The 22,673-nt window shown below is 70.5% G+C and carries 24 protein-coding genes; 11 read left to right on the top strand and 13 right to left on the bottom strand.

The window, feature by feature from the left end; all coding sequences use genetic code 11:
• Position 1: 1 nt before the first annotated feature.
• The 3 genes from RTA_RS08775 to RTA_RS08765 all read right to left on the bottom strand — a co-directional run bounded on the left by RTA_RS08775 (position 2) and on the right by RTA_RS08765 (position 3,873).
• Positions 2-2,473, bottom strand: a complete 2,472-nt coding sequence (locus tag RTA_RS08775; protein WP_143762939.1) for a penicillin-binding protein 1A — start codon at positions 2,471-2,473, stop codon at positions 2-4.
• Positions 2,474-2,537: 64 nt separating this feature from the next.
• Positions 2,538-3,101, bottom strand: a complete 564-nt coding sequence (locus RTA_RS08770) for a YidB family protein (RefSeq protein WP_013901032.1) — start codon at positions 3,099-3,101, stop codon at positions 2,538-2,540.
• 97 nt (positions 3,102-3,198) lie between these two features.
• Entirely contained in the window at positions 3,199-3,873 is a 675-nt protein-coding gene (locus tag RTA_RS08765; protein ID WP_041675225.1) for a lysozyme family protein, read from the bottom strand.
• Positions 3,874-4,188: 315 nt separating this feature from the next.
• Between RTA_RS08765 and RTA_RS19740 the strand changes: the two genes are divergently transcribed.
• The gene (locus RTA_RS19740; protein ID WP_013901030.1) at positions 4,189-4,569 is read left to right on the top strand and encodes a putative signal transducing protein; all 381 of its coding nucleotides are present in this window, start codon (positions 4,189-4,191) and stop codon (positions 4,567-4,569) included.
• Positions 4,570-4,584: 15 nt separating this feature from the next.
• Here the strand turns inward: RTA_RS19740 and trxC are convergent, their stop codons facing one another.
• Positions 4,585-5,025: a thioredoxin TrxC gene (gene trxC / locus RTA_RS08755; protein WP_013901029.1), complete on the bottom strand. Its 441-nt coding sequence runs from the start codon at positions 5,023-5,025 to the stop codon at positions 4,585-4,587.
• Between the two features lie 397 nt (positions 5,026-5,422).
• On the opposite strand from trxC, the gene RTA_RS08750 reads away from it, so the two are divergent.
• Positions 5,423-6,466 carry a WD40/YVTN/BNR-like repeat-containing protein gene (locus tag RTA_RS08750; protein WP_158307828.1) on the top strand — a complete coding sequence of 348 codons (1,044 nt, stop codon included), beginning with the start codon at positions 5,423-5,425 and terminating at the stop codon, positions 6,464-6,466.
• A 33-nt stretch (positions 6,467-6,499) separates the two neighbouring features.
• Here RTA_RS08750 and RTA_RS08745 read toward each other — a convergent pair whose 3' ends face one another.
• On the bottom strand, positions 6,500-7,150 hold the full coding sequence (locus tag RTA_RS08745; RefSeq protein ID WP_013901027.1) for a glutathione S-transferase: 651 nt from the start codon (positions 7,148-7,150) through the stop codon (positions 6,500-6,502).
• 282 nt (positions 7,151-7,432) lie between these two features.
• On the opposite strand from RTA_RS08745, the gene RTA_RS08740 reads away from it, so the two are divergent.
• Together RTA_RS08740 and RTA_RS08735 are read left to right on the top strand one after the other, a co-directional pair.
• The gene (locus tag RTA_RS08740) at positions 7,433-8,626 is read left to right on the top strand and encodes a WD40/YVTN/BNR-like repeat-containing protein (RefSeq protein WP_226986135.1); all 1,194 of its coding nucleotides are present in this window, start codon (positions 7,433-7,435) and stop codon (positions 8,624-8,626) included.
• Positions 8,627-9,387: 761 nt separating this feature from the next.
• Positions 9,388-10,308 (top strand): WD40/YVTN/BNR-like repeat-containing protein, encoded by a 921-nt coding sequence (locus RTA_RS08735; RefSeq protein WP_013901025.1) that lies wholly within the window; start codon positions 9,388-9,390, stop codon positions 10,306-10,308.
• A 129-nt stretch (positions 10,309-10,437) separates the two neighbouring features.
• Here the strand turns inward: RTA_RS08735 and RTA_RS08730 are convergent, their stop codons facing one another.
• Both RTA_RS08730 and RTA_RS08725 read right to left on the bottom strand, forming a co-directional pair.
• Positions 10,438-11,016 (bottom strand): histidine phosphatase family protein, encoded by a 579-nt coding sequence (locus RTA_RS08730; protein WP_013901024.1) that lies wholly within the window; start codon positions 11,014-11,016, stop codon positions 10,438-10,440.
• A 19-nt stretch (positions 11,017-11,035) separates the two neighbouring features.
• Positions 11,036-11,629, bottom strand: a complete 594-nt coding sequence (locus RTA_RS08725; RefSeq protein ID WP_041675222.1) for a DUF2889 domain-containing protein — start codon at positions 11,627-11,629, stop codon at positions 11,036-11,038.
• Positions 11,630-11,805: 176 nt separating this feature from the next.
• Between RTA_RS08725 and RTA_RS08720 the strand changes: the two genes are divergently transcribed.
• Positions 11,806-12,438: a class I SAM-dependent methyltransferase gene (locus tag RTA_RS08720; protein WP_143762937.1), complete on the top strand. Its 633-nt coding sequence runs from the start codon at positions 11,806-11,808 to the stop codon at positions 12,436-12,438.
• A gap of 86 nt (positions 12,439-12,524) precedes the next feature.
• The gene (locus RTA_RS08715) at positions 12,525-12,737 is read left to right on the top strand and encodes a DUF3606 domain-containing protein (RefSeq protein WP_013901021.1); all 213 of its coding nucleotides are present in this window, start codon (positions 12,525-12,527) and stop codon (positions 12,735-12,737) included.
• 8 nt (positions 12,738-12,745) lie between these two features.
• Here the strand turns inward: RTA_RS08715 and RTA_RS08710 are convergent, their stop codons facing one another.
• Positions 12,746-13,252, bottom strand: a complete 507-nt coding sequence (locus RTA_RS08710) for a DedA family protein (protein ID WP_013901020.1) — start codon at positions 13,250-13,252, stop codon at positions 12,746-12,748.
• 100 nt (positions 13,253-13,352) lie between these two features.
• Here RTA_RS08710 and RTA_RS08705 point away from each other — a divergent pair, with 100 nt between their 5' ends.
• Both RTA_RS08705 and RTA_RS08700 read left to right on the top strand, forming a co-directional pair.
• On the top strand, positions 13,353-14,159 hold the full coding sequence (locus RTA_RS08705; RefSeq protein ID WP_013901019.1) for a dioxygenase family protein: 807 nt from the start codon (positions 13,353-13,355) through the stop codon (positions 14,157-14,159).
• Positions 14,160-15,422: a phospholipase D-like domain-containing protein gene (locus tag RTA_RS08700; protein ID WP_013901018.1), complete on the top strand. Its 1,263-nt coding sequence runs from the start codon at positions 14,160-14,162 to the stop codon at positions 15,420-15,422.
• Here the strand turns inward: RTA_RS08700 and RTA_RS08695 are convergent.
• Positions 15,406-15,957: an NYN domain-containing protein gene (locus RTA_RS08695; RefSeq protein ID WP_013901017.1), complete on the bottom strand. Its 552-nt coding sequence runs from the start codon at positions 15,955-15,957 to the stop codon at positions 15,406-15,408. The genes RTA_RS08700 and RTA_RS08695 overlap by 17 nt on opposite strands.
• A 38-nt stretch (positions 15,958-15,995) precedes the next feature.
• Positions 15,996-16,250: a hypothetical protein gene (locus RTA_RS08690; RefSeq protein ID WP_041675220.1), complete on the bottom strand. Its 255-nt coding sequence runs from the start codon at positions 16,248-16,250 to the stop codon at positions 15,996-15,998.
• 307 nt (positions 16,251-16,557) lie between these two features.
• On the opposite strand from RTA_RS08690, the gene RTA_RS08685 reads away from it, so the two are divergent.
• Complete coding sequence (locus RTA_RS08685) at positions 16,558-16,989, top strand: DUF4383 domain-containing protein (RefSeq protein ID WP_013901016.1); 432 nt, start codon at positions 16,558-16,560, stop codon at positions 16,987-16,989.
• Between the two features lie 384 nt (positions 16,990-17,373).
• Complete coding sequence (locus tag RTA_RS08680; protein ID WP_318532692.1) at positions 17,374-18,348, top strand: glycosyltransferase family 2 protein; 975 nt, start codon at positions 17,374-17,376, stop codon at positions 18,346-18,348.
• Positions 18,349-18,402: 54 nt separating this feature from the next.
• Here RTA_RS08680 and RTA_RS08675 read toward each other — a convergent pair whose 3' ends face one another.
• Positions 18,403-19,398 (bottom strand): tripartite tricarboxylate transporter substrate-binding protein, encoded by a 996-nt coding sequence (locus RTA_RS08675; protein WP_013901014.1) that lies wholly within the window; start codon positions 19,396-19,398, stop codon positions 18,403-18,405.
• Positions 19,399-19,997: 599 nt separating this feature from the next.
• Complete coding sequence (locus RTA_RS08670; RefSeq protein WP_013901013.1) at positions 19,998-20,417, bottom strand: nuclear transport factor 2 family protein; 420 nt, start codon at positions 20,415-20,417, stop codon at positions 19,998-20,000.
• A 385-nt stretch (positions 20,418-20,802) separates the two neighbouring features.
• Between RTA_RS08670 and RTA_RS08665 the strand changes: the two genes are divergently transcribed.
• On the top strand, positions 20,803-21,408 hold the full coding sequence (locus RTA_RS08665) for an SRPBCC family protein (protein ID WP_226986134.1): 606 nt from the start codon (positions 20,803-20,805) through the stop codon (positions 21,406-21,408).
• Between the two features lies 1 nt (position 21,409).
• Here the strand turns inward: RTA_RS08665 and serA are convergent, their stop codons facing one another.
• Positions 21,410-22,648 carry a phosphoglycerate dehydrogenase gene (gene serA, locus RTA_RS08660; RefSeq protein ID WP_013901011.1) on the bottom strand — a complete coding sequence of 413 codons (1,239 nt, stop codon included), beginning with the start codon at positions 22,646-22,648 and terminating at the stop codon, positions 21,410-21,412.
• Positions 22,649-22,673 lie beyond the last annotated feature (25 nt).

Raw genomic sequence — 22,673 nt, 5'->3', positions numbered from 1 at the left:
CTCACTCCACGGAGAGGATGGGAACGCCGGGGCTGGGCGCACGCGCCGGCGGGGGCGCCCCGCGCCCGGCCTCGGACGGGGGCCGCTCACCCGGCTGCGCCACGCGGGCGCGCGGCACCGCTCCCGGCGGGGGTGCGGGTGCCACCACCACCGGCGCGGGCGGCCGCGGCGGCGGCACCGGGATGGTCACCACCGGCGGCAAGTCCCTTTCAGGCGGCGCGGGCCTCGGCGCGACCACGGCGGGGATGGGCGCTTGCGCCGGCGGCAGTGCCATCTCCTCGGCGGGCGGCGGCGGGCGCTGCGGCGCGCGCCGCCCCTCGCGCTGGACCTGCGGGAAGATGCTGCCCAGCCAGTCGTTGATGCGTCCCAGCAGCGGGTCCAGCAGGCCGCCTTCGGCCGGCGTGGTGAAGCGCGCCTGCGGGTCCACCCAGCGCGCGCGCAGCGCCTGCTGGAAGAAGTCGCCCACCATGGGCAAGGCGCTGCGCGCGCCCTGCCCCCAGCTGTCGCCCATGGTGATGCGGCTGTCGTTGAAGCCGGCCCAGGCCCCGGCCACCAGCTGCGGGTGCACCAGGATGAACCAGCCGTCGGTGTTGTCCTGGGTGGTGCCGGTCTTGCCCGCCACGTCGGCCTGGATGCCGAAGCGGCCGCGGATGGCCGTGCCCGTGCCTTCGTCGATCACGCCGCGCATCGCGGCCACCAGCATCTGCGCGGCCGGCAGCGACATCGCCGGCTCGGGCATGGCCGGCTGGAACGCCTCCAGCACCCGGCCGTCGCGGTCCTCGACGCTTGCCACCATCACCGGCTCCAGGTACTGGCCCCCATTGGCGATGGCGCCGTAGGCAGCCACCATCTCCTTGAGCGTCACCGGGCTGGTTCCCAGGGCCAGGGAAGGCACCTGCTCCAGCTTGCTCTGGCGCACGCCCAGGGACTGCGCCAGGGCGACCACGCGCTCCGGCCCGACCCGCTGCATCAGCTGCGCGGTGATGGTGTTCTTGGACAGGGCCAGACCCCGGCTCAGCGTCAACACCTCGCCGGTAGGCGGCGTGGCGTCGCCGGGCCGCCAGACCTGCCCGCCCGGCAGCCGGATCTCCACCGCCTGGTCGACCAGGGTGTCCGAAGGCCGCGCCCCCATCTCGAAGGCGGCGCCGTACACGAAGGGCTTGAAGGTCGAGCCGGGCTGGCGCCGTGCCTGCTGCACGTGGTCGAACTGGTCCAGCGCGAAATCCCGGCTGCCGACCCACGCCCGGACCTGGCCGCTGCGCGGGTCCAGCGCCAGGAAGCCGGCGGCCAGCCGCGTCTTCTCCTCGCGCAGCGCCTGCATCAGGGCCGCATCGGCCAGCACCCGCCTGAGCGCCTCCTCCTCGTCCATCCCCTGGGCGATCGCCTGCCGGTACGGCGCGGTGTCGCGCACCAGGGCCTGGACCAGCTCGCGCCGGCCGGCCCAGGCGCGCGGACTCCACTGCGCATCGGCGGTGGCCTGCAGCCGCTCCATCTGCCGCGCCACCGCCTGGTTGGCGGCGGCCTGCAGGCGCGAGTCGATGGTGGTGCGCACCACCAGCCCGTCGGCATGGATGTCGTAGCCGTTGCGGTCGGCCCAGTCGATCAGCCAGCGCTTGAGGACCTGGGCGAAATGCGGCGCCGGCCCCAGCGGCTCGAGCTGGCGCTCGAAGTCCAGCCGCATGGGGCGCTTCTTCAGCCCTTCCAGGCGCGCCGCTTCCAGCTTGCCGTGCTTGACCATCTGGCCCAGCACGATGTTGCGGCGCTGCACGGCGCGCTCGGGATTGAGCACCGGGTTGTAGTAGCTGGTGCCCTTGAGCATGCCGATCAGCGTCGCGCTCTCCAGCAGGTCGAGGCGCCGCGCCGGCTTGTCGAAATAGGTGCGCGCCGCCATCTCGATGCCGTAGGCGTTGTAGAGGAAGGGGACGGTGTTCAGGTAGGTCTCGAGGATCTCGTCCTTGGTGTAGACGCTCTCGATCTTCAGCGCGGTGATCGCCTCCTTGAGCTTGCGCGTCACCGTGCGCGCGCGGCCGATGTCCTCGGGGTAGAGGTTGCGCGCCAGCTGCTGCGTGATGGTGGAGCCGCCCTGCGGGTCGCCGCCCAGGGTGTGCAGCACGGCGGAGGCGGTGCGCCGCAGGTCCATGCCGTGGTGCTGGTAGAAGCGGTGGTCCTCGGTGGCGATCAGGGCGGCGATCACCGTAGGCGAGATCTGCGCCAGACCCACCCATTCGCGGTTGGCGCGCTTGAACGCCGCCAGCTGCTTGCCGTCGGCCGACATCACCAGCGCCGGCGCCTCGTTGCGCAGCTTGCGGATGTCGTTGACCGCGGGGGTGAAGGGCACCAGCGCCAGCGTGTACAGCAGCAGCAGCGCCGGCGGGATCAGCAGCGTCCGCCACGGGTGGCGCCGCATGGCCTGGCCGACCCGGCGGGCGCCATCTGCCGCCAGCCGGGCGGTGCGGGCAAGGGCCGTTCTCATCCGTGGGACTGTACCGCCAGCGCCGCGCCGGCCGCTGTAGGACGGCCGCGCGAGGCGCCGAGCTTCAGCCCACGCGCTCGGGGGACATGGACCGCTGCCAGTGCGACAGGCCGCCGTTCAGCACGTCGTCCGCATCGGGGTCCAGCCGGCCCTGCGGCGTGAGCTGGTCCACCATCTCCGGCATGATCTCGGCGAAGCCGCTGGCCACCTCCTCCTGCGGCACGCCCAGCTGCTGCGACAGGCGCGACAGCTCCTCCTGACCGACCACGTCGCCAACGGCCTGGGGGTCGAGCGCCTGGTTCTCGCCGGTCGACACCCAGGACGACGCGTGCTGGCCGTAGCCGCGCTGGTTGAAGCGCTGCAGCACGGAACCCATGCCGCCGTTGCGTTGCACCCACTGCATGGCCAGGGGCAGCATCATCATCATCAATGCCGTGCGGTTGCCGAACGGGGATGCCGAGCGGCCGCCCGGCAGGCCCATGCCGCCCATGCCCCCGAGGCCGCCCATGCCCCCGAGGCCGCCCAAGCCGCCGAGGCCACCGCCCATGCCCATGCCACCCATGCCCATGCCGCCGCGCCCGCCAGCGAACACGCTGCCCAGTACCTGTCCCAAGATGCTGCCTGCCATTGCCGTCTCCGTGAGGAAGATGAAGAAGGCCAGACCTTAGGCACGGCGTGCGCGCCCCGCGGGTCAGGCACATGCGAAGCGGCAGGCAGGAAGGCGCCTACGGCGCCGCGTGCAGAGGCGGATGCGGCCGCTGGGCCACCGGCGCCACGCCGGCCGGCGGCGCGGGCAGGGCCAGCCGGGTCGCCAGCACCGCGGCCTCGGCGGCTCCGCTGCGTGCGTTGCGAATGTGCTGCCGCGTCTGCACCGGCAGCCGCTCGGTATTGCGTCCATCCCAGGCCTCGCGGCCACGGCTGGACAGGTTGTAGTAGATCGACACGCCCTCGCGCAGCCGGGCCGCACGCTCGGCGCGGTTCAGCTTCAGGCCGGCAATGCGCTGGCGGCTCCACTCCGCGGCCTCGCGCATGTGGCGCGCCGCAGCATGCACCGCCTCCACCACGTCATGCGGATCCTGCAGGCCGACCGCTTTTGCGGTGGCCGGCTCGAACTGGGCCACGCCCAGGTTGGGCGTGCCGTCCCGGCTGCGGCCCAGCCGCGGCACCCAGGACGTCTCGGCGGTGATCAGGCCGTAGACGTCGGCGAAACCCAGGCCGACCTCGTGCAGCCGGGCCTCTTGCGCGGCCGACTTCACCAGCAGGAGCCGCGAAGGCAGATCGGGCGTGAGGTGCATGTCCCGGCCCAGCCGCGTCGGCACCCAGCGCAGGCGCTCGCGCAGCGCCTGGTACCGGCGCGCCAGGGGCGAGGGCTCGGGGGTGGGCGCCTCCTCGAGGGCCATGGGTTCAAACTCGATGGCCACGGAGGCGGGCACTGGCGCCGGCACGGGCACCGGCCCTGCCGTGCTCGGGCCGCCGCGGGAAGGAAGCCACCCCTGCCAACGGGCGAGCGCCAGCCCTTCCAGGGCCACGACGGCCGCGCAACCTGCGACGAACAAGGCTTTGCCAGCCCACGGCGCCATGGCTCTCTCTCCCTTCCTTGAAGACGCAAGACCGAGCGCGCTGCCGGGCCAGAAGTTCAACCCAGCCGTGCGATTGTGCACGACGCTGCCCGGCCTGGCAGCACAGCCGATAGGATGCGTCAACGGAGAGCCGCCATGAAACACGTGTACGACGCCGCCAACAGCCTGGAAGCCCACATGATCCTGGACCTGCTGCGGCAGGAAGGCATCCGCGGGCAGGTCGAGGGCGAGTACCTGCAGGGAGCCGTGGGCGCCCTGCCTGCCGCCGGCCTGGTCCGCGTGGTGGTCGACGAGGCCGACCATGCCGCCGCCCAGCGCGTCATTACCCGCTGGAACCAGGCCCAGCCCGACGAGCCCGCGCTCACCGGCCGCGCGGCCGCGCCAAAGGCGGCGGCCCGCGGCCTGGCTGGGGGCTGGCTGTTCCTGGCCGGCGTGGTGCTGGGTGTGGGCTTTTGCCAGGTCTACCTGCACCCGGCGCCGGCGGACGCTGCCGTGCCGGCCTGCAAGCCGGCCTGAGCACCCGCCTCGCCTTCAGCGCAGGTGGCCGCGCGCCCAGGCCACGATGTCCGCGGCCCGGGTCAGCGCGCCGGGCTGCCGCGCCACCTCGCGCCCGCCGACGAACAGCGCCAGCGTCGGGATGCTGCGGATGTTGAGCCTGCCGGCCAGCGCCTGCGCTTGCTCGGTGTCGACCTTGACGACGCGCACCTGGGGCTCGAGCGCCGCGGCCGCCTGCTCGTAAGCCGGCGCCATCGTGCGGCAGGGCCCGCACCACGGGGCCCAGAAATCCACCAGCACCGGCAGCTGGCTGCGTCCGACCTGGCGCTCGAAGGCCGCCTCGTCCAGCGCCACCGGGCGGCCGGTGAACAGCGCCTGCTTGCAGCGGCCGCAGTCGGGCGCGCTGCCCAGCTGCTCGGCGCGGACGCGGTTGGTGGTCTGGCAGTGCGGGCAGACGACGTGCAGGGACTCGGTCATGAACCGCAGGTAAGGCAGGCGGCGCGCAAATGCAAGCGCGGCAGGAGTGCCGGCGATGGAATTTCGGTCTCACGTGGCCGAACCGCAACGTGCGCTGCGCGACTCCATGCAGGACTCCGATCGACGCGCATCCCTCCTACACGCGCTCGGGCCAAAGCAGAAGGAGTGGCCTCAGCAGCGGCGTGACCATCGGTGACGTGGCGCGACCGTCACATCAGGGAAGGACAAAGGAGTACTCATGTCTAAGCGTGAAACAAGACACCGCCGTCACCCGGCGGCCCTCGCGGCGCTGGCTGCACTTTGGCTGGCCGCCTGTGGCGGTGGCGGTGGAGGCAACAACGACGGGGCTGCAGCGTCTGCGGTGGGGACTGCAGCGCCTGCAGCCAACAGTCCAGTGGTGGGCGCCTCCCCCCCGGCCGGCGATGCAGCGTCCGACAGCCGATGGACGCAGCGGGACCAGCCGCGTGCATGGAGCTGGCTGGCTTCCAGCGCCACCGGCGAGGTGCTGGTCGCCACCGACAGCCCGGGACGCGTGCGCACGTCGGTGGATGGCGGCGCCACCTGGACCACCGGCAACAGTCCGACGGCCGCCTGGACGTCGGCGGACATGAGCGCCGATGCCGGCCGCATCGTGGCCGCGGCCAGCGGCGGCGGCCTGTTCATGTCCACGGACCGCGGCGCCACCTGGAGCGCGGTGGCCGCGCCGGCTGGCGAGGACTTCGGCAACCGCCCATGGACATCGGTGACGGTGTCCGACGACGGCCGGCGCATCGCCGCGGCCGTGCTGGATGGCCCGGTCTACGTGTCGCAGGACGGCGGCGCCACCTGGACCCTGGGCCTCAGACCCTGCAGCACCCCCACCTCGTGCCGCATCAACGGGGACCTGGTGACCATGACCGCCAGCTGGGGCGCCCTCGGCAGCTCGGCGGACGGCCGCCATATGGTGGCCGTACCGTCCGGAACCAGCGGCATGTACTATGGACCGACCTATGCCGTCTACGTTTCCGCCGACGGCGGGCTGACCTGGAATGCGCGCCAGACGCCCGGTGGTGGATCGCACGAGTGGCACCGCGTCGCGGTGTCCGGCGACGGGCAGACCATCGCCATCGCCGGCCGCACCCAGTCGCCGCTGCTCGTGTCGCGCGACGGCGGCGGGACCTGGGGCGGCTATGCCACTTCGCGCGTCGGCAACTACTCCGCCATCGCCATGTCCAGCGATGGACGGGTCATCGGGACCACGATCAACGGCGGCGACGTGCTGCTCTCGCAGGACGCCGGCGCCACGTTCGCGCCGTTGGCCCTGCCCGGCACCGACACCAACTGGCGTGCCATGGCCCTGTCGGCGGATGGCCAGTCCATCGCGGTGGCTGCCGGCTCACCCGGCGGCGCGAGCGGGGCGCTCTATACCTCCACGGGGCATCGCACCTCGGCCAGCCGCTGAGGCAACCGGCGCAGGCCACGGCCGGTGGACTCTTCAGCGGGCGGCCTGCTGGGCCGCCTTGCGGTCCGCCACCACCTTCTGCGCCGAGGGGCGTTCGCCCACCCGCTGGAGGTAGGCCTTGTAGTCCACGCCGGCGGCCAGCAGCAGGTCCTGGCCGTAGGCAGCCTTGCTGGCCATTCCCACCAGGGGCAGGTGGTTGAAGGCTGCCAGGTCGGCCTGGGTGAAATGCTCGCCCGCCACGTAAGGCGCGAAGCGCGCGATGCGCTGGAACGCGGCGATGCTGGCCTCGAGCTGCCGGCGCACGCGCGCGCCATTGGCCTCGGACAGCGGCGGCGCGCCGAAGAACGCCGGCCCGTACAGCTGCCGCGCCGCCATCTCCAGGTGCCAGTCGAGGAAGGTGGTGAGTTCGCGCACCTTGGCGGCGGCGAAGGCGTCGGCCGGCAGCAGGGGCGGCTGCGGCCAGCGCACCTCGATCCAGTCGACGATGACCTGGCTCTCGCACAGCGCGCCCTCGGGCGTGGTGACGAAGGGGATCTTGGCCAGCGGCGATGCGCGCAGCACGGCCTCGTCGGTGCTGTGCGTCGCGGCATGCGCTTCGGCAAAGGGCACGCCCTTCTCGAGCAGCGCCATCTTGACCTTGTTGTAGTAGTTCGAGATCGGCAGGCCGTGCAGGGTGAGCGTCATCGTCGTCTCCGGTGGGTGAGCCGGCAGTCTAGGCACACAGCATGGCGGGCGCTACCGCGCAAGTGACTCCTTCGGGCCAGCCCTTTGGGGCTAGTGCGATTTCAACCGGATACGGACGGTTGTACGAGGTAACGCGCTCCGCAATGCGGGACGACTTTTCCGCGAGCATTGCTCCTACACGCACTTGCTCCAAACCCTCCAGACGAGCCTCAGCAGAGACACCGACCATCTAGGCCGTGACGGGATTTCGTCATGTCCAGCAAGAAACTAGGAGCTGACCAAATGTTGAAGAAGGAAACAAAGTCCCGCGCCACCTCGGCGGCGTTTGCGGCCATGGCCGCACTCTGGCTGACGGCCTGCGGCGGTGGTGGTGGTGGCGGCGATGACGTTGCCGCGGCTCCGCCCCCGGCCGGCCCGTCGGCTCCGGCGCCCGGCCCTTCCGCTCCGGCCCCGGCACCCGGCCCGTCGGCACCCGCGCCGGCTCCGGCCCCGGCCACCCCTCTGGCCTGGACGGCCACCGGCGGCACCACGGAAACGGCCAGGTCTTGGCACTGGGTGACCACCAACCCGACCGGCACGGTGATGGCGGCGGCGGCTATCCCGGGCGGTGTCCACGTGTCGACCGACAGCGGCGCCACCTGGACGGCCACAACGCTGGACACCGGCGCCATCTGGATCTCGCTGGACATGACGGCCGACGGCACCCGCATGATCGCCGTGGCCCTGAACGGCGCGATGGTCATGTCGACCGACCGGGGAGCCACCTGGGCGCCGATCGACGCCGCCTTCAATGCCGGCGGAAGCTCGATCTCTTACGAGTCGGTGACGATGTCGCAGGATGGCACCCGCATCGTGGCGGCGGACCTGTCCGGCAACCTCTACGTCTCCGCCGACGGCACCTCGGCGACGCCCACCTTCACCACCGTGCCGGTGGCTGGTGCGGCGTTCCGCGCAGTGGATAGCTCGGCCGATGGCTCGGTCGTGGTGGCGGTCAGCCAGAACCGCGACGCCCACCTGTCCACCAATGGCGGCACGACCTTCGCGCCGCTGACGGTCACCGTCGATGGCGCCGCGGTCACGGATAACTGGTACCGCGTCGCGGTTTCGCCGGACGGCAACACCATCGTCGTGGCGGGCAACACCGACTACGCGGGTCCCACCAGCACCGGCGTGTACGTCTCGCGTGACCGTGGCACCACCTGGGTCCGGGGCCTGGCCGCGGCCGGTACCTACACGTCACTCGACACCTCGCAGAACGGCGACATCATCGTCGTCACCCGGTCGGGCGCCGGCGAAGTGCTGCTGTCCACCAATGGGGGCACCTCGTTCGCACCGATCACCGTGCCCGAAGGCGAGACCAACTGGCGCGCCGCGGCGATCACCTCGGACGCGGGTCGCCTGCTGCTGGCCGCCGGCACCTTCTTCAGCCAAACCGGCCGCGTGTACCTGTCGTCCGGCTCGGTCGTCGGCGAGTAAGTCAGGATCGCTGGAAGCCGACGCCACCGAGAGGTAATAACAGATGGGCGGCTTCCTGATCCGGTGATTGATCAGTCTCCAGGGGAAGTTTGAGGCCGGCGGCAACGCCGGTCTTTTTTTATGGCCGGTCCAGGGACATTCATGTCGATAGGCTTGGTAGATACATGGAGCCTGACAAAGTCAGGCCAGCTTCAAGGTGGGGGCGGCCTGGGTTCCGGCCTTGCCTCCTTTCAGGAGGAAGGTGACAGGGGTGCGTCTTCGCCCTGAGCTGCCGACTGCCTAGCAGCAAGCCGGGTGCAATCCATCGGAGATTACCGGACGTTACGGCAAGTCAAAGCTGATCAGGCCGCGTCTCCCGGCCCTAGATGCGTAATCCTGCAATGTGCATTCAGCGCGATTGGGAGACAAACATGGATGTATCTGGTGGGAAGACAGTGACTCGGCATCGTGCACATGCTCTCTCCGCACTGGCAGCTTTTTGGCTGGCGGCTTGCGGAGGCGGAGGCGGGGATAGCCCACCACCTGCGCCAACTCCTTCCACCTCGCCAGCTACGGCCCCCCGCCCTTCGACGGATCTCTCGCCAGCTCCTCCACCAGCGACGGCGCCCGCTCCGGCACCAGACACGGCAACACCGCCATCACCCAGCCCTTCAGCCCCGGCACCTAGCCCATCGGCCCCGGCACCCGGCCCGTCGGCGCCGGCTCCCGCTCCGACCAGCCCCCTGGCCTGGTCGGCTACCGGCGGCTCCACGGAGATGCCGATGTCGTGGCACTGGGTCGCCGTAAACCCGACCGGCACCGTCATGGTGGCCGCCCCTATCCCCGGCCGCATCCACCGCTCGGTCGACAGTGGTGCCACCTGGACCGTGTCCAACTCGCCGGAACGCCTCTGGATCTCGGTGGACATGACCCCCGATGGCACTCGCATGGCAGCCGTCGGATTCTCGGGTGGCATGTACCTGTCAACGAACGGCGGGCTCGACTGGACCCGTATTGACACGACCGTCAACCCCGGCGAGAGCCTCGAGTACGAGTCGGTCACGATCTCCGAGGATGGACAGCGCATCGTTGCCGTTGATCTCGGTGGCAATGTCTATACGTCGGTGAATGGCGCCGAAGCGGCGGCCGCGAACGTCGCGGGCGCCCGATTCCGCGCAATCGACGGCTCGGCCGACGGCACTTTCCTGGTGGCCGCCAGCGAGACGGGCAGCCTGTTCCAATCCGCCGATGGGGGAGTGACCTTCACCCCACTAGCGATCACGGTCGATGGCACCGCGATCACGGACAGCTGGTACCGCGTCGCAGTCTCGCCGGACGGCAATACCATTGCCGCGGCAGGCAACACCGACTTCCCCGGCGCCAAAGTCAGCACTGGGGTGTATGTCTCGCGTGACCGCGGCGCCACCTGGGTCCGGGGCCTCGCCGAGAGCAGTGCCTATACGTCGCTCGACACCTCGCAGAACGGCGACATCATCGTTGCCACCCGGTCCGGCAATGGCGACGTGCTGCTGTCCACCAATGGCGGCACCTCGTTCGCGCCGATCACCGAGCCCGAGGGCGAGGCCAACTGGCGCGCAGCGGCAATCACCTCGGACGCGAGCCGCCTGCTGCTGGCCGCCGGCACCTTCTTCAGCCAAACCGGCCGCGTGTACCTGTCGTCCGGATCGGTCACCGGCGAGTAAACCGGGATCACCCGAAGCTGACGCCCAACACGAGGGCGTCGGCTTCGGGATCGAGTAGTTTGATCAGTCTCCAGGGAAGCTTGAGGTCGGCAGCAACGCCGGCTTTTTTTTGGCCGGCCACCTGTGCCCTCAGGATGTGACGCGGCCCGCCACTTCCAGCCGTCCGTCGGCCGTCCGCCGCAACACGATGCCCTCGCCCGAGGACGTGCTCACGCCCGCCAGGGCCTGGATGTTGACCTGGTGGCTCACCACCACCAGCGCCCCCGGGCCGCGCCAGTCGTGCAGCAGCGCCCTCGCCCGCGCCGTCTGCCGCTCGTCACCGCCACCGCGCCCGAAGGTCGAATTGAACGCCGGCTCCTCGCGCACCTGCCCGGGAAAGGCCAGCTGCGCCGTCTCGCGCGCCCGGCACCACTGCGACGTCAGCACCGCGCCCACCTGGATGCCACGCCGGCGGAACTGCTCGCCCAGCCGCCGCGCTTCGGCCCGGCCTTCCTCGCTCAGGTTGCGCTGCGTGCCGCAGTCGCCCAGGCGGAACTGCGGCGGATCGCCCACGCCGGGCGCGGTGGCATGACGGAACAGCACGATCGCGCCCGGCCTCGCCAGGGCGGCCCAGCCGGCATCGGCCCCGTCGGGCTGGGCGACCGCGCGCGTGCCCAGCCCTGCGAGCGCGGCCAGGACCAGGAACCGTCGGCGGGCAGGGACAGGCATGGGGGACCTCCGGAAGCAGTCAGGGCTTGGGCGGCGACTTGCGCCGCAGCGGCTCCCAGCCGGCGAACTGGGGGTAGTGGCGCTGCACCACCGCACCGTCCACGTCCCAGGCGATGCAGCGCCCCACATGGTAGGGCGGCTGGCCGCTGTCGGCACGCGGCTGGCCGGCTTCGCGCCGCAGCCGCTCGCGCCAGGCCGGGATGGTCTGGTAGGCGGCCGTGGCCATGTTGAACAGCAGCTCGCGCAGATGGGTGCAGCCGCGCACGCCGCCCAGCGCCCGTTCGATCGCCTGGCGCCAGCCCGGCCCCAGCGTGGCGCCCACCATCTGCTGCATGGGCGCGTTGCCCTGCTGGCATTCGCCGAAGGGCGTGTCGTCCATCGAGCTGGCGATGGCGCGGATCACCATGGCGTCGTCCACCGTCACGCGGATGGCCAGGCCGTGCACCTTGCCGCCCGGCGGCAGCGGGCCGCGCTCGGCCATCTCGACCTCGTAGCTCTTGCTGTCGGCCAGCTCGGCCTCGATGTCCCACAGGCCGTCCTCGCGGTGGTAGCCGCGCAAGACGACGTTGCGGGTGTGCAGGTGGGCGCGCGGCGCGGGAGTGGGCAGGGGCATGGGGACGGCGGCAAGCGAAACGACGGACCGCGCGCAGGCTGCGCACGGAAGAGCCGATTGTCTCGCGCTTGCGGTCGGGGCGTCAGCCAAGCGAAACTGTCCGACAGGTTGCCGGCTCGGCCGGCACCAGAATGGCCCGATTTTCCCAGCAACCACCCCACAACAACCACTCCATCATGAACGAACGCCCCGCCGCCCAGGCCGCAGCACGCAGCACCACGCGCACCGCAACGTCGCCTTCCAAGCCGCTGCGCGACAGCGCCCGATTCCTGCGCGGCTTCGTGCGCAACCCGGCCCAGGTGGGCTCGGTCGTGCCGAGCTCGCGCTGGCTCGAGCAGCGTTTGGTGCGCAACGCGGGCATCGCCGAAGCGCGCACGGTGGTCGAGCTGGGCCCCGGCACCGGCGGCACGACGGCGGCCTTCCTGAAAGCCATGTCGCCCTCGGCGCGGCTGCTGGCCATCGAGCTGGACCCGAACTTCCACGAGCACCTCAGCCAGGCCTTCCACGACCCGCGCCTGGCGCTGGAGCTGGGCAGCGCCGAGCGCCTGGCCGAGTTCCTGGGGGCGCGCCGGCTGTCGCCCCCCGACGCCATCGTCTCGGGCATCCCCTTCTCCACCATGCCGCCCGAGGTGTCGGACCGCATCGCCGCCGCCATCGCCCAGGTGCTGCGGCCGGGCGGCCGTTTCGTCGCCTACCAGGTGCGCGCCCACGTGGCCGGCTTCGCCACGCCCTACCTGGGCGAGCCCCAGAAGGAATGGGAGACGCTGAACGTGCCCCCGGTGCGCGTGTTCACCTGGGTCAAGCGCTAGCCCGGAAGCCCGGCCTGGGCGCCGGCCTACAGCGCCGGCGCCGGCGGCGCGTTAGGGTGCGCACATCGACCGAACCAGGAGATGACATGAGCAGCCAACCCGGCGTGGAACCCGACCGCATCGACATCAACGAGCCCGCCGCCTGCGCGCACTGGGCGAAAAAACTGGACGCCACCGAGATGCAGCTGCGCGAAGCCGTGGCCGCGGTCGGGGACAAGGCTGCCGACGTCGAGGCCCACCTCAAGGGTGTGCACAGCACCACCAACTCGGACCGCGTGCGCGAGCTCGGCGGCGCCTGAGCGCGGCATCAGCGCTCGCCGAACCAGCGCACGGCGTACACCACCAGCGGTATCTCCGCGGCCGCCGCGGCCCCGTCGTAGAGGAAGAGCTGCCGGTACGGCAGCCGCAGCGAGCCGGCCGCGAAGTAGATGGGCGTGCGCAGCCCGGGCAGGAAGCGCGCCGCCATGATGCACAGCGGTCCCCAGCGCCGGATGGCGGCCTGCGCCCTGGCCAGCCGCGCCGGCGGCAGCACGCGGGCGGCCCAGCGGTTCTCCAGCGCGCGCGCGCCGAACACCCGGCCCCAGTGGAACACCAGTGCATCGGCGGTGACGATGCCGGCCCAGGCGACCAGCACCAGCAGCGGCGGCTGCATCAAGCCTTTCAGCGTCAGCGCCGCGGCGGCCACCAGCAGCAGGTCCTCGTTGACCGGCAGGAAGAAGCCGCTGGCCACCAGCAACCCCAGCACCAGGCCATAGGCCGGCGGGCCCTGCAGCGTGTGCAGGGCGGTCCATGCCTGGTCGATCCAGCCGCTCATGGCCGGGCATTCTAGGGACCGTCCTGGCCGGCCCGCCGGCCACGCTGCCCGGCGGCACGATCCGGCTTACAGTGGCTGCGACGAAAGGAAAGGACCTTCCATGAGCCCCCGCCTGCCCTCCCTGTTCGTTTCGCACGGCTCGCCCATGTTCGCGGTCGAGCCGGGCCTCGCGGGTCCGCAGCTGCGGCGGCTGGGCCAGCAGCTGCCGCGCCCGCGGGCGGTGCTGGTGCTCTCGCCCCACTGGATGACGCGCGGCGTGCGCGTGGCCATGGCGGCGGCGCCCGAGACCATCCACGACTTCGGCGGCTTCCCGCAGGCGCTCTACGAGATCCGGTACCCGGCCCCCGGCAGCCCCGACGTGGCCGAGCGCGTGCTCGAGCTGCTCAACGCGGCGGGCTGGAACGTCTCGCCCGACACGCAGCACGGGCTGGACCACGGTGCCTGGGTGCCGGTGCGCCACCTCTACCCCGAGGCCGACGTCCCGGTGCTGCAGGTGTCCATGCCGCACGACCTGGACGGGCCGGGTGCGGTGCGCCTGGGCCGCGCGCTGGCGCCCCTGGCCGGGGAAGGCGTGCTCATCGTCGGCTCCGGCAGCATCACGCACAACCTGTTCGAGTTCCGCCAGCCGGGCCTTCCCAACCCGGGCTACGCCGCCGAGTTCGTGGACTGGGCGCGCGTCGCGCTGCGCGCGCACGACGAGGCGGCTATTGCCGGCTACCTGGACAGCGCGCCGCATGCCCGGCGTGCCCATCCCACGCCCGAGCACTACCTGCCCCTGCCCTTCGCGTACGGTGCCGCGCAACCCGGCGCGAAGGTAGAGGTGCTGGACGGCGGCATGACCCATGGCACGTTGGCGATGGACGCCTACCTGCTGGGCGAGGCGCCGCAGCAGGCGCGACCCGCCTGAATGGACGCCGCCCTGTGGACCGCCCTCGCCCTCGCCCTGACGGCGCTGCTGGCCATCGCGCTGTGGTCCGTGCGGCGGCACCGCAACCCGGCGCTGTCCATCGAGTGCGACGCGCCCATCGCCGAGTTGATGCCTTCCCTGGCCGGGCTGACCCTGGGCACGGCCATGCCGGGCAACCGGGTGCAGCTGCTGGAGAACGGCCGCTTCTACGACGTGCTGATCGAGCGCATTGACGCGGCCCGGCACACGGTGCACTTCGAGACCTACCTGTGGGAGCACGGCCGGCTGGCGCAGCGCCTGGCGGCCGCACTGGCCGAGCGGGCGCGCGCCGGCCTGAAGGTGCGCCTGCTGCTGGACGCGCAGGGCGGCAAGAAGATCGGCCCGGACGTCACGCGCCAGCTGCGCCAGGCCGGCTGCCGGCTGGTGTTCTTCCACAAGTGGTCGCTGCGCAACCTGGGTGTGCTGAACGACCGCGACCACCGCAAGCTGTGCGTGATCGACGGGCGCGAGGCCTTCGTCGGCGGCCACTGCATCAAGGACCACTGGCTGGGCGACGCCGAGGACGGTGAGCACTACGCCGACCTGAGCGTGCACCTGCACGGGCCCGTCGTGCACAGCGTGCAGGCCGCCTTCAGCGAGAACTGGGCGGGCATCACCGGCGAGCTGTTCGTGGGCGACGACGTGTTCCCGCATTTGGAGCCGGCGGGCGATGCGGTGATCCACGCCGCTTTCCTGAAGCCGGAGAGATCGGCGCCGGCGGTCAAGATCCTGCACCACACCGCGCTGTGCCTGGCGCGCGAGCGCATCTGGATCCAGAACCCCTACTTCATCCCCGAGCCCGAGGCCATCGACGCCATGGGCGAGGCCGTTCGACGAGGGGTGGACGTGCGGGTGCTCATGCCATCGGCCAGCGGCTCGGACAACCCCATCGTGCAGCACGCCGGCCACCGCAACTTCGAGAAGCTGCTGCGCTGCGGCGTGCGCCTGTTCGAGTACCCGCACACCCTGCTGCACCAGAAGGTGATGACCATCGACGGCCGCTGGAGCGCCATCGGCTCCAGCAACTTCGACGACCGCTCGTTCGAGACCAACGACGAGATCACCCTGGGCGTGCTCGACCCCGCCCTGGCCCGGCGGCTGGACGCGGTGTTCGAGCGCTACGCCCGGCGCGCCGACGAGGTCGACCTGGAGCGCTGGCGCCGCCGTCCGCGCTGGCGCAAGGCGCGCGACCAGCTGGTCTACCTGATCAACGAGGTGCTGTAGCCCTCACCTCCAGGAGGTCCTCGTAATAGCGGAACTCGTGGCAACTCCTGGCCCAGTGGGGGTTGGTCGCCTTGCGCGTGCCCACGCCGATCAGCGTGCGGCCGGCGGCCTTGATCTTCTGCGACACCGGCATGAAGTCGCTGTCGCCGCCGACGATCACCACCGTGCCGACATGCGCGAAGCGGGCGATATCCTCGATCGCGTCCAGGCACAGCTTGATGTCGGCCCCGTTCTTGGCACCGCCGCCGGGCGGGAACAGCTGGATCAGCTCGACCGCGTTCTGCAGCAGCTGGTCGCGGTAGCGGCTGAAGTACTGCCAGTTGCAGTACGCCCGGTGGATGGCGATGGGGCCGAAGGACGACGCCAGGCCCACCACGGCCTGCACGTCCACCAGCGGCTCCTGCGGCTTGAAGCGGAAGTCCTGGCGCGCGTAGGCGCCCGGCTCCCTCTCGTCGCACAGGCCGGCGTGGAGGTTCTCGAAATCCCAGTACAGCGCGACCGAGCGGCCGTGGTCTGCGGGGTCCTGCTTGGCCATGGCGGCTCCTTATCGTGGCCCACAGCGTAGCAGCCGGCTCAGTCGGGCCTGAACCGGGCCGAGAAGCTGGACGCATCGGCCGGCAGCTCGAAGGTCACCAGCTGCCCGTGCTTGCCGTCGGCCAGCCGGTAGGCGGCGAACAGGCTGGAGCGGCCCTTCAGGTGGAAGCTCGGCAGGTCGATCAGCGCATACGGATGCGGCACGAACACCTCGTGCAGGAACACCTCGCGGTGCGTGTTGCGCGGCGACGGGTAGAGCTTGTAGTCGGCAGTAGTGAAGGCGGCCTCGGCCATGGATCAGCCGAACACGCCGAACAGGAACAGCAGCAGCAGGGTCAGGACGATGGACAGCGCGATCGATTTGCCCCAGCCGAGCTTGTTGGAGAAAAAGAAGAACATGGTGCGACCCAGGAAGGAAGAGTAGATGCCGCCGATGGTCGACTCACCGCGCCACAGCGGGCATCAGCCCACCCCGCGCTCGCGTGTAGGCCGGGCCTGAACGATGATTTCTCGTGCGCAGGACCATGGTCGAGGAACACGGGCAGGTGCATTCTCGCTAGAGTGGATTTCCCGAACCTTCTTTCATTTGCGAGAGGTGACCATGACTGCAACCCGTCGTTTCGCCATGATCTTTGGCATCGTCTTCCTACTGGTCGGCGCGGCCGGGTTCATCCCCGGTATCACGCAGCCACATTCGCATCCGGACGTGCGCGTGACCGCCGGCCTGGGCGCCGTGCTCGGCCTGTTCGCGGTGAACGTGCTGCACAACCTCGCCCACCTGCTGTTCGGCGTGTGGGGCCTGGTGGCGTCCAAGTCGGACAGTGCCTCGCGCAGCTACGGCAAGGCCGTCGCCGTCGCCTACGGCCTGCTGCTGGTGCTGGGTCTGATCCCGGCAATGAACCTGCACACGCTGTTCGGCCTGGTACCGCTGTACGGCCACGACGTCTGGCTGCACGCCGGCCTGGCTGCCGTCGGCGCGTACTTCGGCTTCATCCGCGAGCAGGAAGTCCCGCTGGAGCGCAGCCGCGTCTGAGGCTCGCCCGGCCTTCGCCCGGCCTCGGTCCGGCCGGGCAGCTTGCTATCTTTTCGATAGCTTTTACGCTTCCACACGAGCAGTAACAACCCTGGCCTTGTCAGCCCCTTAAGCTGGGCCGCATGACTGACGATGTCGTGCAACTGATGACGGCCGAGTATGACCACCCGTCTTCTTCGATGCGGCGATGCTGTTGGGTATTTCGCTGTGGCCGGTGTTCGTGGGTGACACCTCGTTTCCATGGCTGGAACCGGCGGGCGATACCCTGATCCATCCAAGCAAGGTGGAGTGGCGTGCGGGTGAGCAATGGCACCGGCGCGGCACCCGGCACAAGCTCTATGAGCACGGGCCTACCCGATCAATGAACTGCTCTGAACCAGCCTCATGATGAAATTTTCCGTTGTGGTCCCGCTTTACAACAAAGCGGCTTACGTGCGCAATTCGGTGCTTTCGGCGCTCGGGCAGAGCCACCCCGTGCACGAGGTGATCGTGGTGGACGACGGCTCCACTGACGGTGGCGTGCAGGCACTGGACGGCATCGCCGACCAGCGGCTGCAGATCGTGCGCCAGGCCAATGCCGGCGTATCGTTGGCCCGCAACCGGGCCATCGCCCTAGCCACCGGCGACTGGATCGTCTTTCTCGATGCCGACGACTGGCACCATCCCGAGCTGCTGGCCGCGCTGGCGCAGGCGCATGAAACCCACCCCCACGCCGACATGCTGGCCACGGGCTTTCGGCGGGTATCGGACTCGTTCACCGGCGACAGCGCGAACTGGCCGAGCGTCGAGCGGCCGTTTCGCATGGATGTGGTGCCCGACCTGCGCACGCGGTGGATGCAGAGCACCCCGTTCTGCACCAGCAGCCTGGCCGTGCGGGCCAGCCTGCTGCACCGCATGCAACCGTGCTTTCCGCCGGGTGAGTCGTGCGGCGAGGACCTGGACCTGTGGTTCCGCGTGGCCGAGCGCACGCCGCTGGTGCTGGTGGACGCGGCGCTGGCCGGCTACCGGGCCTTGCCCGACAGCCTGTCGACCTCCAACTACGACATCCGGATGGGCCTGCCCCCTTTCATCGAGCGCATGAAAAGGCGCGCGCTCAGCGGCGAAGTGCCGCGTCCGCAGCGCGCCCGGGCCCTGTGGTTCGTCGGACAGCAGCAGGTGACGCTGGCGCGCGCCGCCCTGGCGGGTGGTGACCGCCGCAGGGCCTTGTTCACCCTGCTGCAGGCCAGGCGGGTGTGCCTGACCCGCCGCTGGCAGCTCACGGCCCTGATGGCGCTTTTCCTGCCCGGGCATGTGGCCGAGCGCTGGCAGCAGCGGCGTGTGCGCACCGCCGTGTTGGCGCATGAGGAAACCGCGGGATGATCATGCGGGCATCCTTGCACGTGGAACGCAGCCGCGCCTGAGGTCGAACCGGGTTCAGTTGGCCTTCACGCCGGCCTTGGCCAGCAGGCCGCCCAGGGTCTCGATCTCGTGCGCGAGGTGCGCGCGCAAGGCGGCCGGCGTGGCCTGCCCGGCGCCGACGGCCGCGATGCCCATGCCCTCGAGCTTGCTGCGCACCTCGGGGTCGGTCACCGCCTTCTGCAAGGCCGCGGTGAGCTGGCCCAGCACCGGTTGGGGCGTTCCCTTGGGCGCGTACAGGCCGAAGGAGATGTTGATGTCGAAGCCCTGGATGCCGGCTTCGGCGATCGCCGGCACCTCGGGAAGCGAGGGCAGCCGTGCCTTGCCGGCCGCCGCGTAGGCCTTGATCCTGCCGGCCTTGACCGGCGGCACCGTGCCCGAGGTCTGGTCGCACAGCAGGTCCACCTGGCCGCCCATCAGGTCGGTCAGAGCCGGGCCCGTGCCCTTGTACGGGATCTCGTTGAGCTGCACGCCCAGCACGCTCATCATCATCAGACCGCACAGGTGGGAGGCCGAGCCCACGCCGGCATGGGCCAGGTTGACCTTGGCCGGATTGGCCTTCACGTGCGTCACGAACTCGGCCAGGTCCTTGGGCGGGAAGCCGTTGCGGGCCACGATCACCATCGGGCCGCTGGTGGCCGAGCCTACCGGCTCGAAATCACGCACGGGGTGGTAAGGCAGGTCCTTGAACATGGCCAGGTTGGTGGCATGGCTCACGTGGATCATCAGCAGCGTGTAGCCGTCCGGTTTCGCGCGCGCCACCTTGGCGCTGCCGATGGTGCCCGACGCGCCGGCCGTGTTGTCCACCAGGATCTGCTGGCCCAGCGTATTCTGCATGGCGGCGGCGAACACCCGCGTGATGGTGTCGCCCGGCCCGCCCGGCGCGTACGGCATGACCATGGTGATGGGCCGCGAGGGGAAGTCCTGCGACGCAGCGGCCAGGGGGGCCAAGCCCAGCGCGGCCGTGGCAAGGGCGCGCACTGCCAGGGCGAGCGGTGCGAAGGGGTTCGTCATGCGGTTTTCCGGCGTTGGGGTGGCCGGGCAAGGTACCGCGCGTGCGCGGGCCGGGCCATGCGGCAAACCCGAATCCGGCTGCGGCAGGTGGTTCCGCGTGGCGCGGCAGTCGTTGTCCCGTGCGGGGACGCCAGGCGCTCCCCGCCAGGGGCTCATACTGTGTCGGTGCGTGCTGCGCACGCACTTCGCTGCGCCGTACCGGGCCTGGGCTTGCACCGCATAACTCACTACGCGCCCTAAGGCCGCTGCGTTCAGACAGATGCGGTGAGTCAGTCAGCTAGGTTGGCGCGCCGTGTCTTGAAGACCTTTCGCACGAGGCCATGTCTCAGCGCGGCAGGCGGTGCCCGGGCGGGGCGATTTCTGGGGCGGCGGGACGGCTCTTCGGCCTGGGGCTGCGCGCCGCCGGTGCGGCGCGCTTCGTGATCTGACTCGCGGCATCTGTCTGAGCGCAGCGGCCTTAGGCGCGTAGCGAGTTATGCCGCGGCCCCAGGCCGAAGAGAACGGCCCGCGAAGTCCGTGCGCCAGCACGGACCGCCACAGTATGAGCCCCGGCCGGGCACCGCCTGCCGCGCCGCGCGGGACGACGTCTTCGCATGCGCTCAGTGCGCGACGCGCTCCAGCTGGCGGCTGTCGAAGTAGCCCTCGAAACGCTGGATATGGCCGGCCTCGTTGAGCATCAGCAGCGACACGCCGTGGTAGTCCACCGGCTCGCCGGCGGCGTCCTTGCCGCGCGAGCGCCAGAACAGGCCGGCGGCCAGCGGGTTGACGGTGACCTCCAGGAACTCGGAATGGATCTCCTGGAAGGACTTGCGGTACTGCCGCCAGAACGCGGCCACCTCCTCGCGGCCGCAGCATTCGCGGCCTTCGTGTTCCAGCATGGGATTGCTCAGGCGCCCGTTGTCGACAAACATCAGGGCCAGGCTCTCCACGGCGGACTCGTCGCCGGATTCCAACCGGTGCAGCTCGCGGATGAAGCGCTGCGCGATGGCTTGGGTGCGTTCGTATTGTTGGGGAGTCAAGGGATTCACCTTTCAGGGATGGCAAGCAAACGCGCAGGCTATCGGCAAGCGGCCGGACAGCGGGTAACAGCACATTGTTCTGCCAGCCCCCGCGCATCCCTGTGTAAGAACTCTCGTGCCATGGGTGGGCTCCTCGGCCGTCCGCATCCGAGCGCCCGTCCGGCCCCGCGGCCCTTCGCCGGGCGCCGATGGTCGAGTTCGTCTTTTGCAGCCTGTTGCCGCTGTCAGCGGGCGTATTGCCCACCATGACGCATTGCTCGCGTATGAGCATCCACTCCCTTCTACAGCCGAGGAATCGAACATGCAAATGAAAAAGTCAGGGATCGCCGCAGCGGTCGCCGCACTTGCCGCCGCAGGCGGCCTGCTCCTGTCCAAACGAACCAGGATGAGCCGCCGGCCCGGGCCCCTGCTCTCCGTGGAGGAAACCCTCGTGGTGCGCCCGCCCGGCGGCCGCGCCCTGCTGACCGTCGCCGCGCTGGCGGCCGGCGGTTGGCTGCTGTCGAGCCAGATGAGAAAGGGACGCAGCTCGGGCTCGGCGTCCACCGTCGAAGAGTCCATCGAGCTCGACGTGCCGGTGAGCACCGCCTACAACCAGTTCACCCAGTTCGAGGATTTCCCCCAGTTCATGGCGACCGTGGAAGAGGTCAAGCAGCTTGACGACACCCACCTGCACTGGCGCGCCGTCGTGGCCGGCAAGCCCAAGGAATGGGATGCCGAGATCACCGAGCAGATCCCCGACAAGCGCATCGCCTGGCGCAGCACCGACGGCGTGCCCAACGCCGGCGTGGTCACCTTCCACAAGATCGGCGACAACCGCACCCGCGTGATGCTGCAGATGGACTACCAGCCCGAGACCCTGGTCGAGAAGGTGGGCGACGCGGTCGGCGGCGTCAAGCTCACCACCAAGGGCAACCTCAAGCGCTTCAAGAACCTGCTGGAATCCCGCGGTTTCGAGAGCGGCGCCTGGCGCGGCACCGTGGCCCAGCACTGAGTCAGTACAGCACCCGGCACCGGATGGTGCCGGGCACGCCGCACAGCTCCTCCATGGCCACCCGGCTGGCCGCGCCGTCCACGTCGATCACCACGTAGCCCACCTCCTCGTTGGTGCGCAGGTACTGCGCCGCGATGTTGATGCCGGCCACGGAGAAGCGCTCGTTGACGGCCGCCATCACGCCCGGCACGTTGCGGTGGATATGCAGCAGGCGGCTGCGGCCGGCCGGCTCGGGCAGCGACACCTCGGGGAAGTTGACCGCGGACACGGTGGAGCCGTTGTCGGAGTAGCGCACCAGCTTGGCCGCCACCTCGCGGCCGATGTTCTCCTGCGCCTCGGCGGTCGAGCCGCCGATGTGCGGCGTGAGCAGCACGTTGTCGAATCTCACCAGCGGCGAGTCGAAGCGCGCGTCGTTGCCCTGCGGCTCCACGGGAAAGACGTCGATGGCGGCACCGGCGAGGTGGCCGCGCTCCAGCGCGTCGGCCAGCGCGGCGATGTCCACCACCGTGCCGCGCGAGGCATTGATCAGGTGGCTGCCCGGCTTCATCCGCGCCAGCTGGGGGGCCGCGATCATGTCCAGGGTCTGCGGCGTCTCGGGCACGTGCAGCGTCACCACGTCGGCCTGCTCCAGCACGGCGTCCAGCGAATGCAGCTGCCGCGCGTTGCCCAGCGTCAGCTTGGCCTCGACGTCGCAGAACACCACCTGCATGCCCAGGTGCTCGGCCAGCACGCCCACCTGGGTGCCGATGTGGCCGTAGCCCACGATGCCCAGCGTCTTGCCGCGCACCTCGTAGGAGCCGGCCGCGCTCTTGACCCAGCCGTTGCGGTGCAGCACCGCGTTCTTGTGCGGGATGCCGCGCATCAGCATCACCACCTCGGCCAGGACCAGCTCGGCCACGCTGCGGGTGTTGGAGAACGGTGCGTTGAACACCGGGACGCCCCGGCGCAGCGCGGCGCGCAGGTCGATCTGGTTGGTGCCTATGCAGAAGGCGCCGATGGCGGTGAGCTTGGGTGCGGCCGCGAGCACGGCCTCGGTCAGCTGGGTGCGCGAGCGTATGCCCAGGAAGTGCGCGTCGGCCACGGCGGCGCGCAGCTCGTCGCCGGCCAGTGCCTTGGGCGAGGTGACGATGTGCTCGTAGCCCTGGGCGCGCAGCGACTCGATGGCCGAGGCGTGGATGCCCTCGAGCAGGACGAACTTGAGCTTGTCCTTGGGGACGGAAAGGCGTTGGGGCGGGATCATCGCCGCACGATAGCCGTTTGCGGCG

Origin of the sequence: Ramlibacter tataouinensis TTB310, from assembly GCF_000215705.1 — a bacterium.
GTDB classification, from domain to species: Bacteria; Pseudomonadota; Gammaproteobacteria; order Burkholderiales; family Burkholderiaceae_C; genus Ramlibacter; species Ramlibacter tataouinensis.
This window is presented reverse-complemented; position numbering and strand designations above follow the sequence as displayed.

What these genes read in the sequence shown, in the direction of transcription:
- RTA_RS08680 (WP_318532692.1), top strand. Translation starts at nt 17,374, where the DNA reads ATGATGAAATTTTCCGTTGTGGTCCCGCTTTACAACAAAGCGGCTTAC.
- RTA_RS08725 (WP_041675222.1), bottom strand. Translation starts at nt 11,629, where the DNA reads ATGCCCCTGCCCACTCCCGCGCCGCGCGCCCACCTGCACACCCGCAAC.
- RTA_RS08685 (WP_013901016.1), top strand. Translation starts at nt 16,558, where the DNA reads ATGACTGCAACCCGTCGTTTCGCCATGATCTTTGGCATCGTCTTCCTA.
- RTA_RS08695 (WP_013901017.1), bottom strand. Translation starts at nt 15,957, where the DNA reads ATGGCCAAGCAGGACCCCGCAGACCACGGCCGCTCGGTCGCGCTGTAC.
- RTA_RS08765 (WP_041675225.1), bottom strand. Translation starts at nt 3,873, where the DNA reads ATGGCCCTCGAGGAGGCGCCCACCCCCGAGCCCTCGCCCCTGGCGCGC.
- RTA_RS08730 (WP_013901024.1), bottom strand. Translation starts at nt 11,016, where the DNA reads ATGCCTGTCCCTGCCCGCCGACGGTTCCTGGTCCTGGCCGCGCTCGCA.
- RTA_RS08665 (WP_226986134.1), top strand. Translation starts at nt 20,803, where the DNA reads ATGAGCCGCCGGCCCGGGCCCCTGCTCTCCGTGGAGGAAACCCTCGTG.
- RTA_RS08775 (WP_143762939.1), bottom strand. Translation starts at nt 2,473, where the DNA reads ATGAGAACGGCCCTTGCCCGCACCGCCCGGCTGGCGGCAGATGGCGCC.
- RTA_RS08740 (WP_226986135.1), top strand. Translation starts at nt 7,433, where the DNA reads ATGTTGAAGAAGGAAACAAAGTCCCGCGCCACCTCGGCGGCGTTTGCG.
- RTA_RS08710 (WP_013901020.1), bottom strand. Translation starts at nt 13,252, where the DNA reads ATGAGCGGCTGGATCGACCAGGCATGGACCGCCCTGCACACGCTGCAG.
- RTA_RS08720 (WP_143762937.1), top strand. Translation starts at nt 11,806, where the DNA reads ATGAACGAACGCCCCGCCGCCCAGGCCGCAGCACGCAGCACCACGCGC.
- trxC (WP_013901029.1), bottom strand. Translation starts at nt 5,025, where the DNA reads ATGACCGAGTCCCTGCACGTCGTCTGCCCGCACTGCCAGACCACCAAC.
- serA (WP_013901011.1), bottom strand. Translation starts at nt 22,648, where the DNA reads ATGATCCCGCCCCAACGCCTTTCCGTCCCCAAGGACAAGCTCAAGTTC.
- RTA_RS08675 (WP_013901014.1), bottom strand. Translation starts at nt 19,398, where the DNA reads ATGACGAACCCCTTCGCACCGCTCGCCCTGGCAGTGCGCGCCCTTGCC.
- RTA_RS08715 (WP_013901021.1), top strand. Translation starts at nt 12,525, where the DNA reads ATGAGCAGCCAACCCGGCGTGGAACCCGACCGCATCGACATCAACGAG.
- RTA_RS08705 (WP_013901019.1), top strand. Translation starts at nt 13,353, where the DNA reads ATGAGCCCCCGCCTGCCCTCCCTGTTCGTTTCGCACGGCTCGCCCATG.
- RTA_RS08770 (WP_013901032.1), bottom strand. Translation starts at nt 3,101, where the DNA reads ATGGCAGGCAGCATCTTGGGACAGGTACTGGGCAGCGTGTTCGCTGGC.
- RTA_RS08690 (WP_041675220.1), bottom strand. Translation starts at nt 16,250, where the DNA reads ATGGCCGAGGCCGCCTTCACTACTGCCGACTACAAGCTCTACCCGTCG.
- RTA_RS08700 (WP_013901018.1), top strand. Translation starts at nt 14,160, where the DNA reads ATGGACGCCGCCCTGTGGACCGCCCTCGCCCTCGCCCTGACGGCGCTG.
- RTA_RS08745 (WP_013901027.1), bottom strand. Translation starts at nt 7,150, where the DNA reads ATGACGCTCACCCTGCACGGCCTGCCGATCTCGAACTACTACAACAAG.
- RTA_RS19740 (WP_013901030.1), top strand. Translation starts at nt 4,189, where the DNA reads ATGAAACACGTGTACGACGCCGCCAACAGCCTGGAAGCCCACATGATC.
- RTA_RS08735 (WP_013901025.1), top strand. Translation starts at nt 9,388, where the DNA reads ATGTCGTGGCACTGGGTCGCCGTAAACCCGACCGGCACCGTCATGGTG.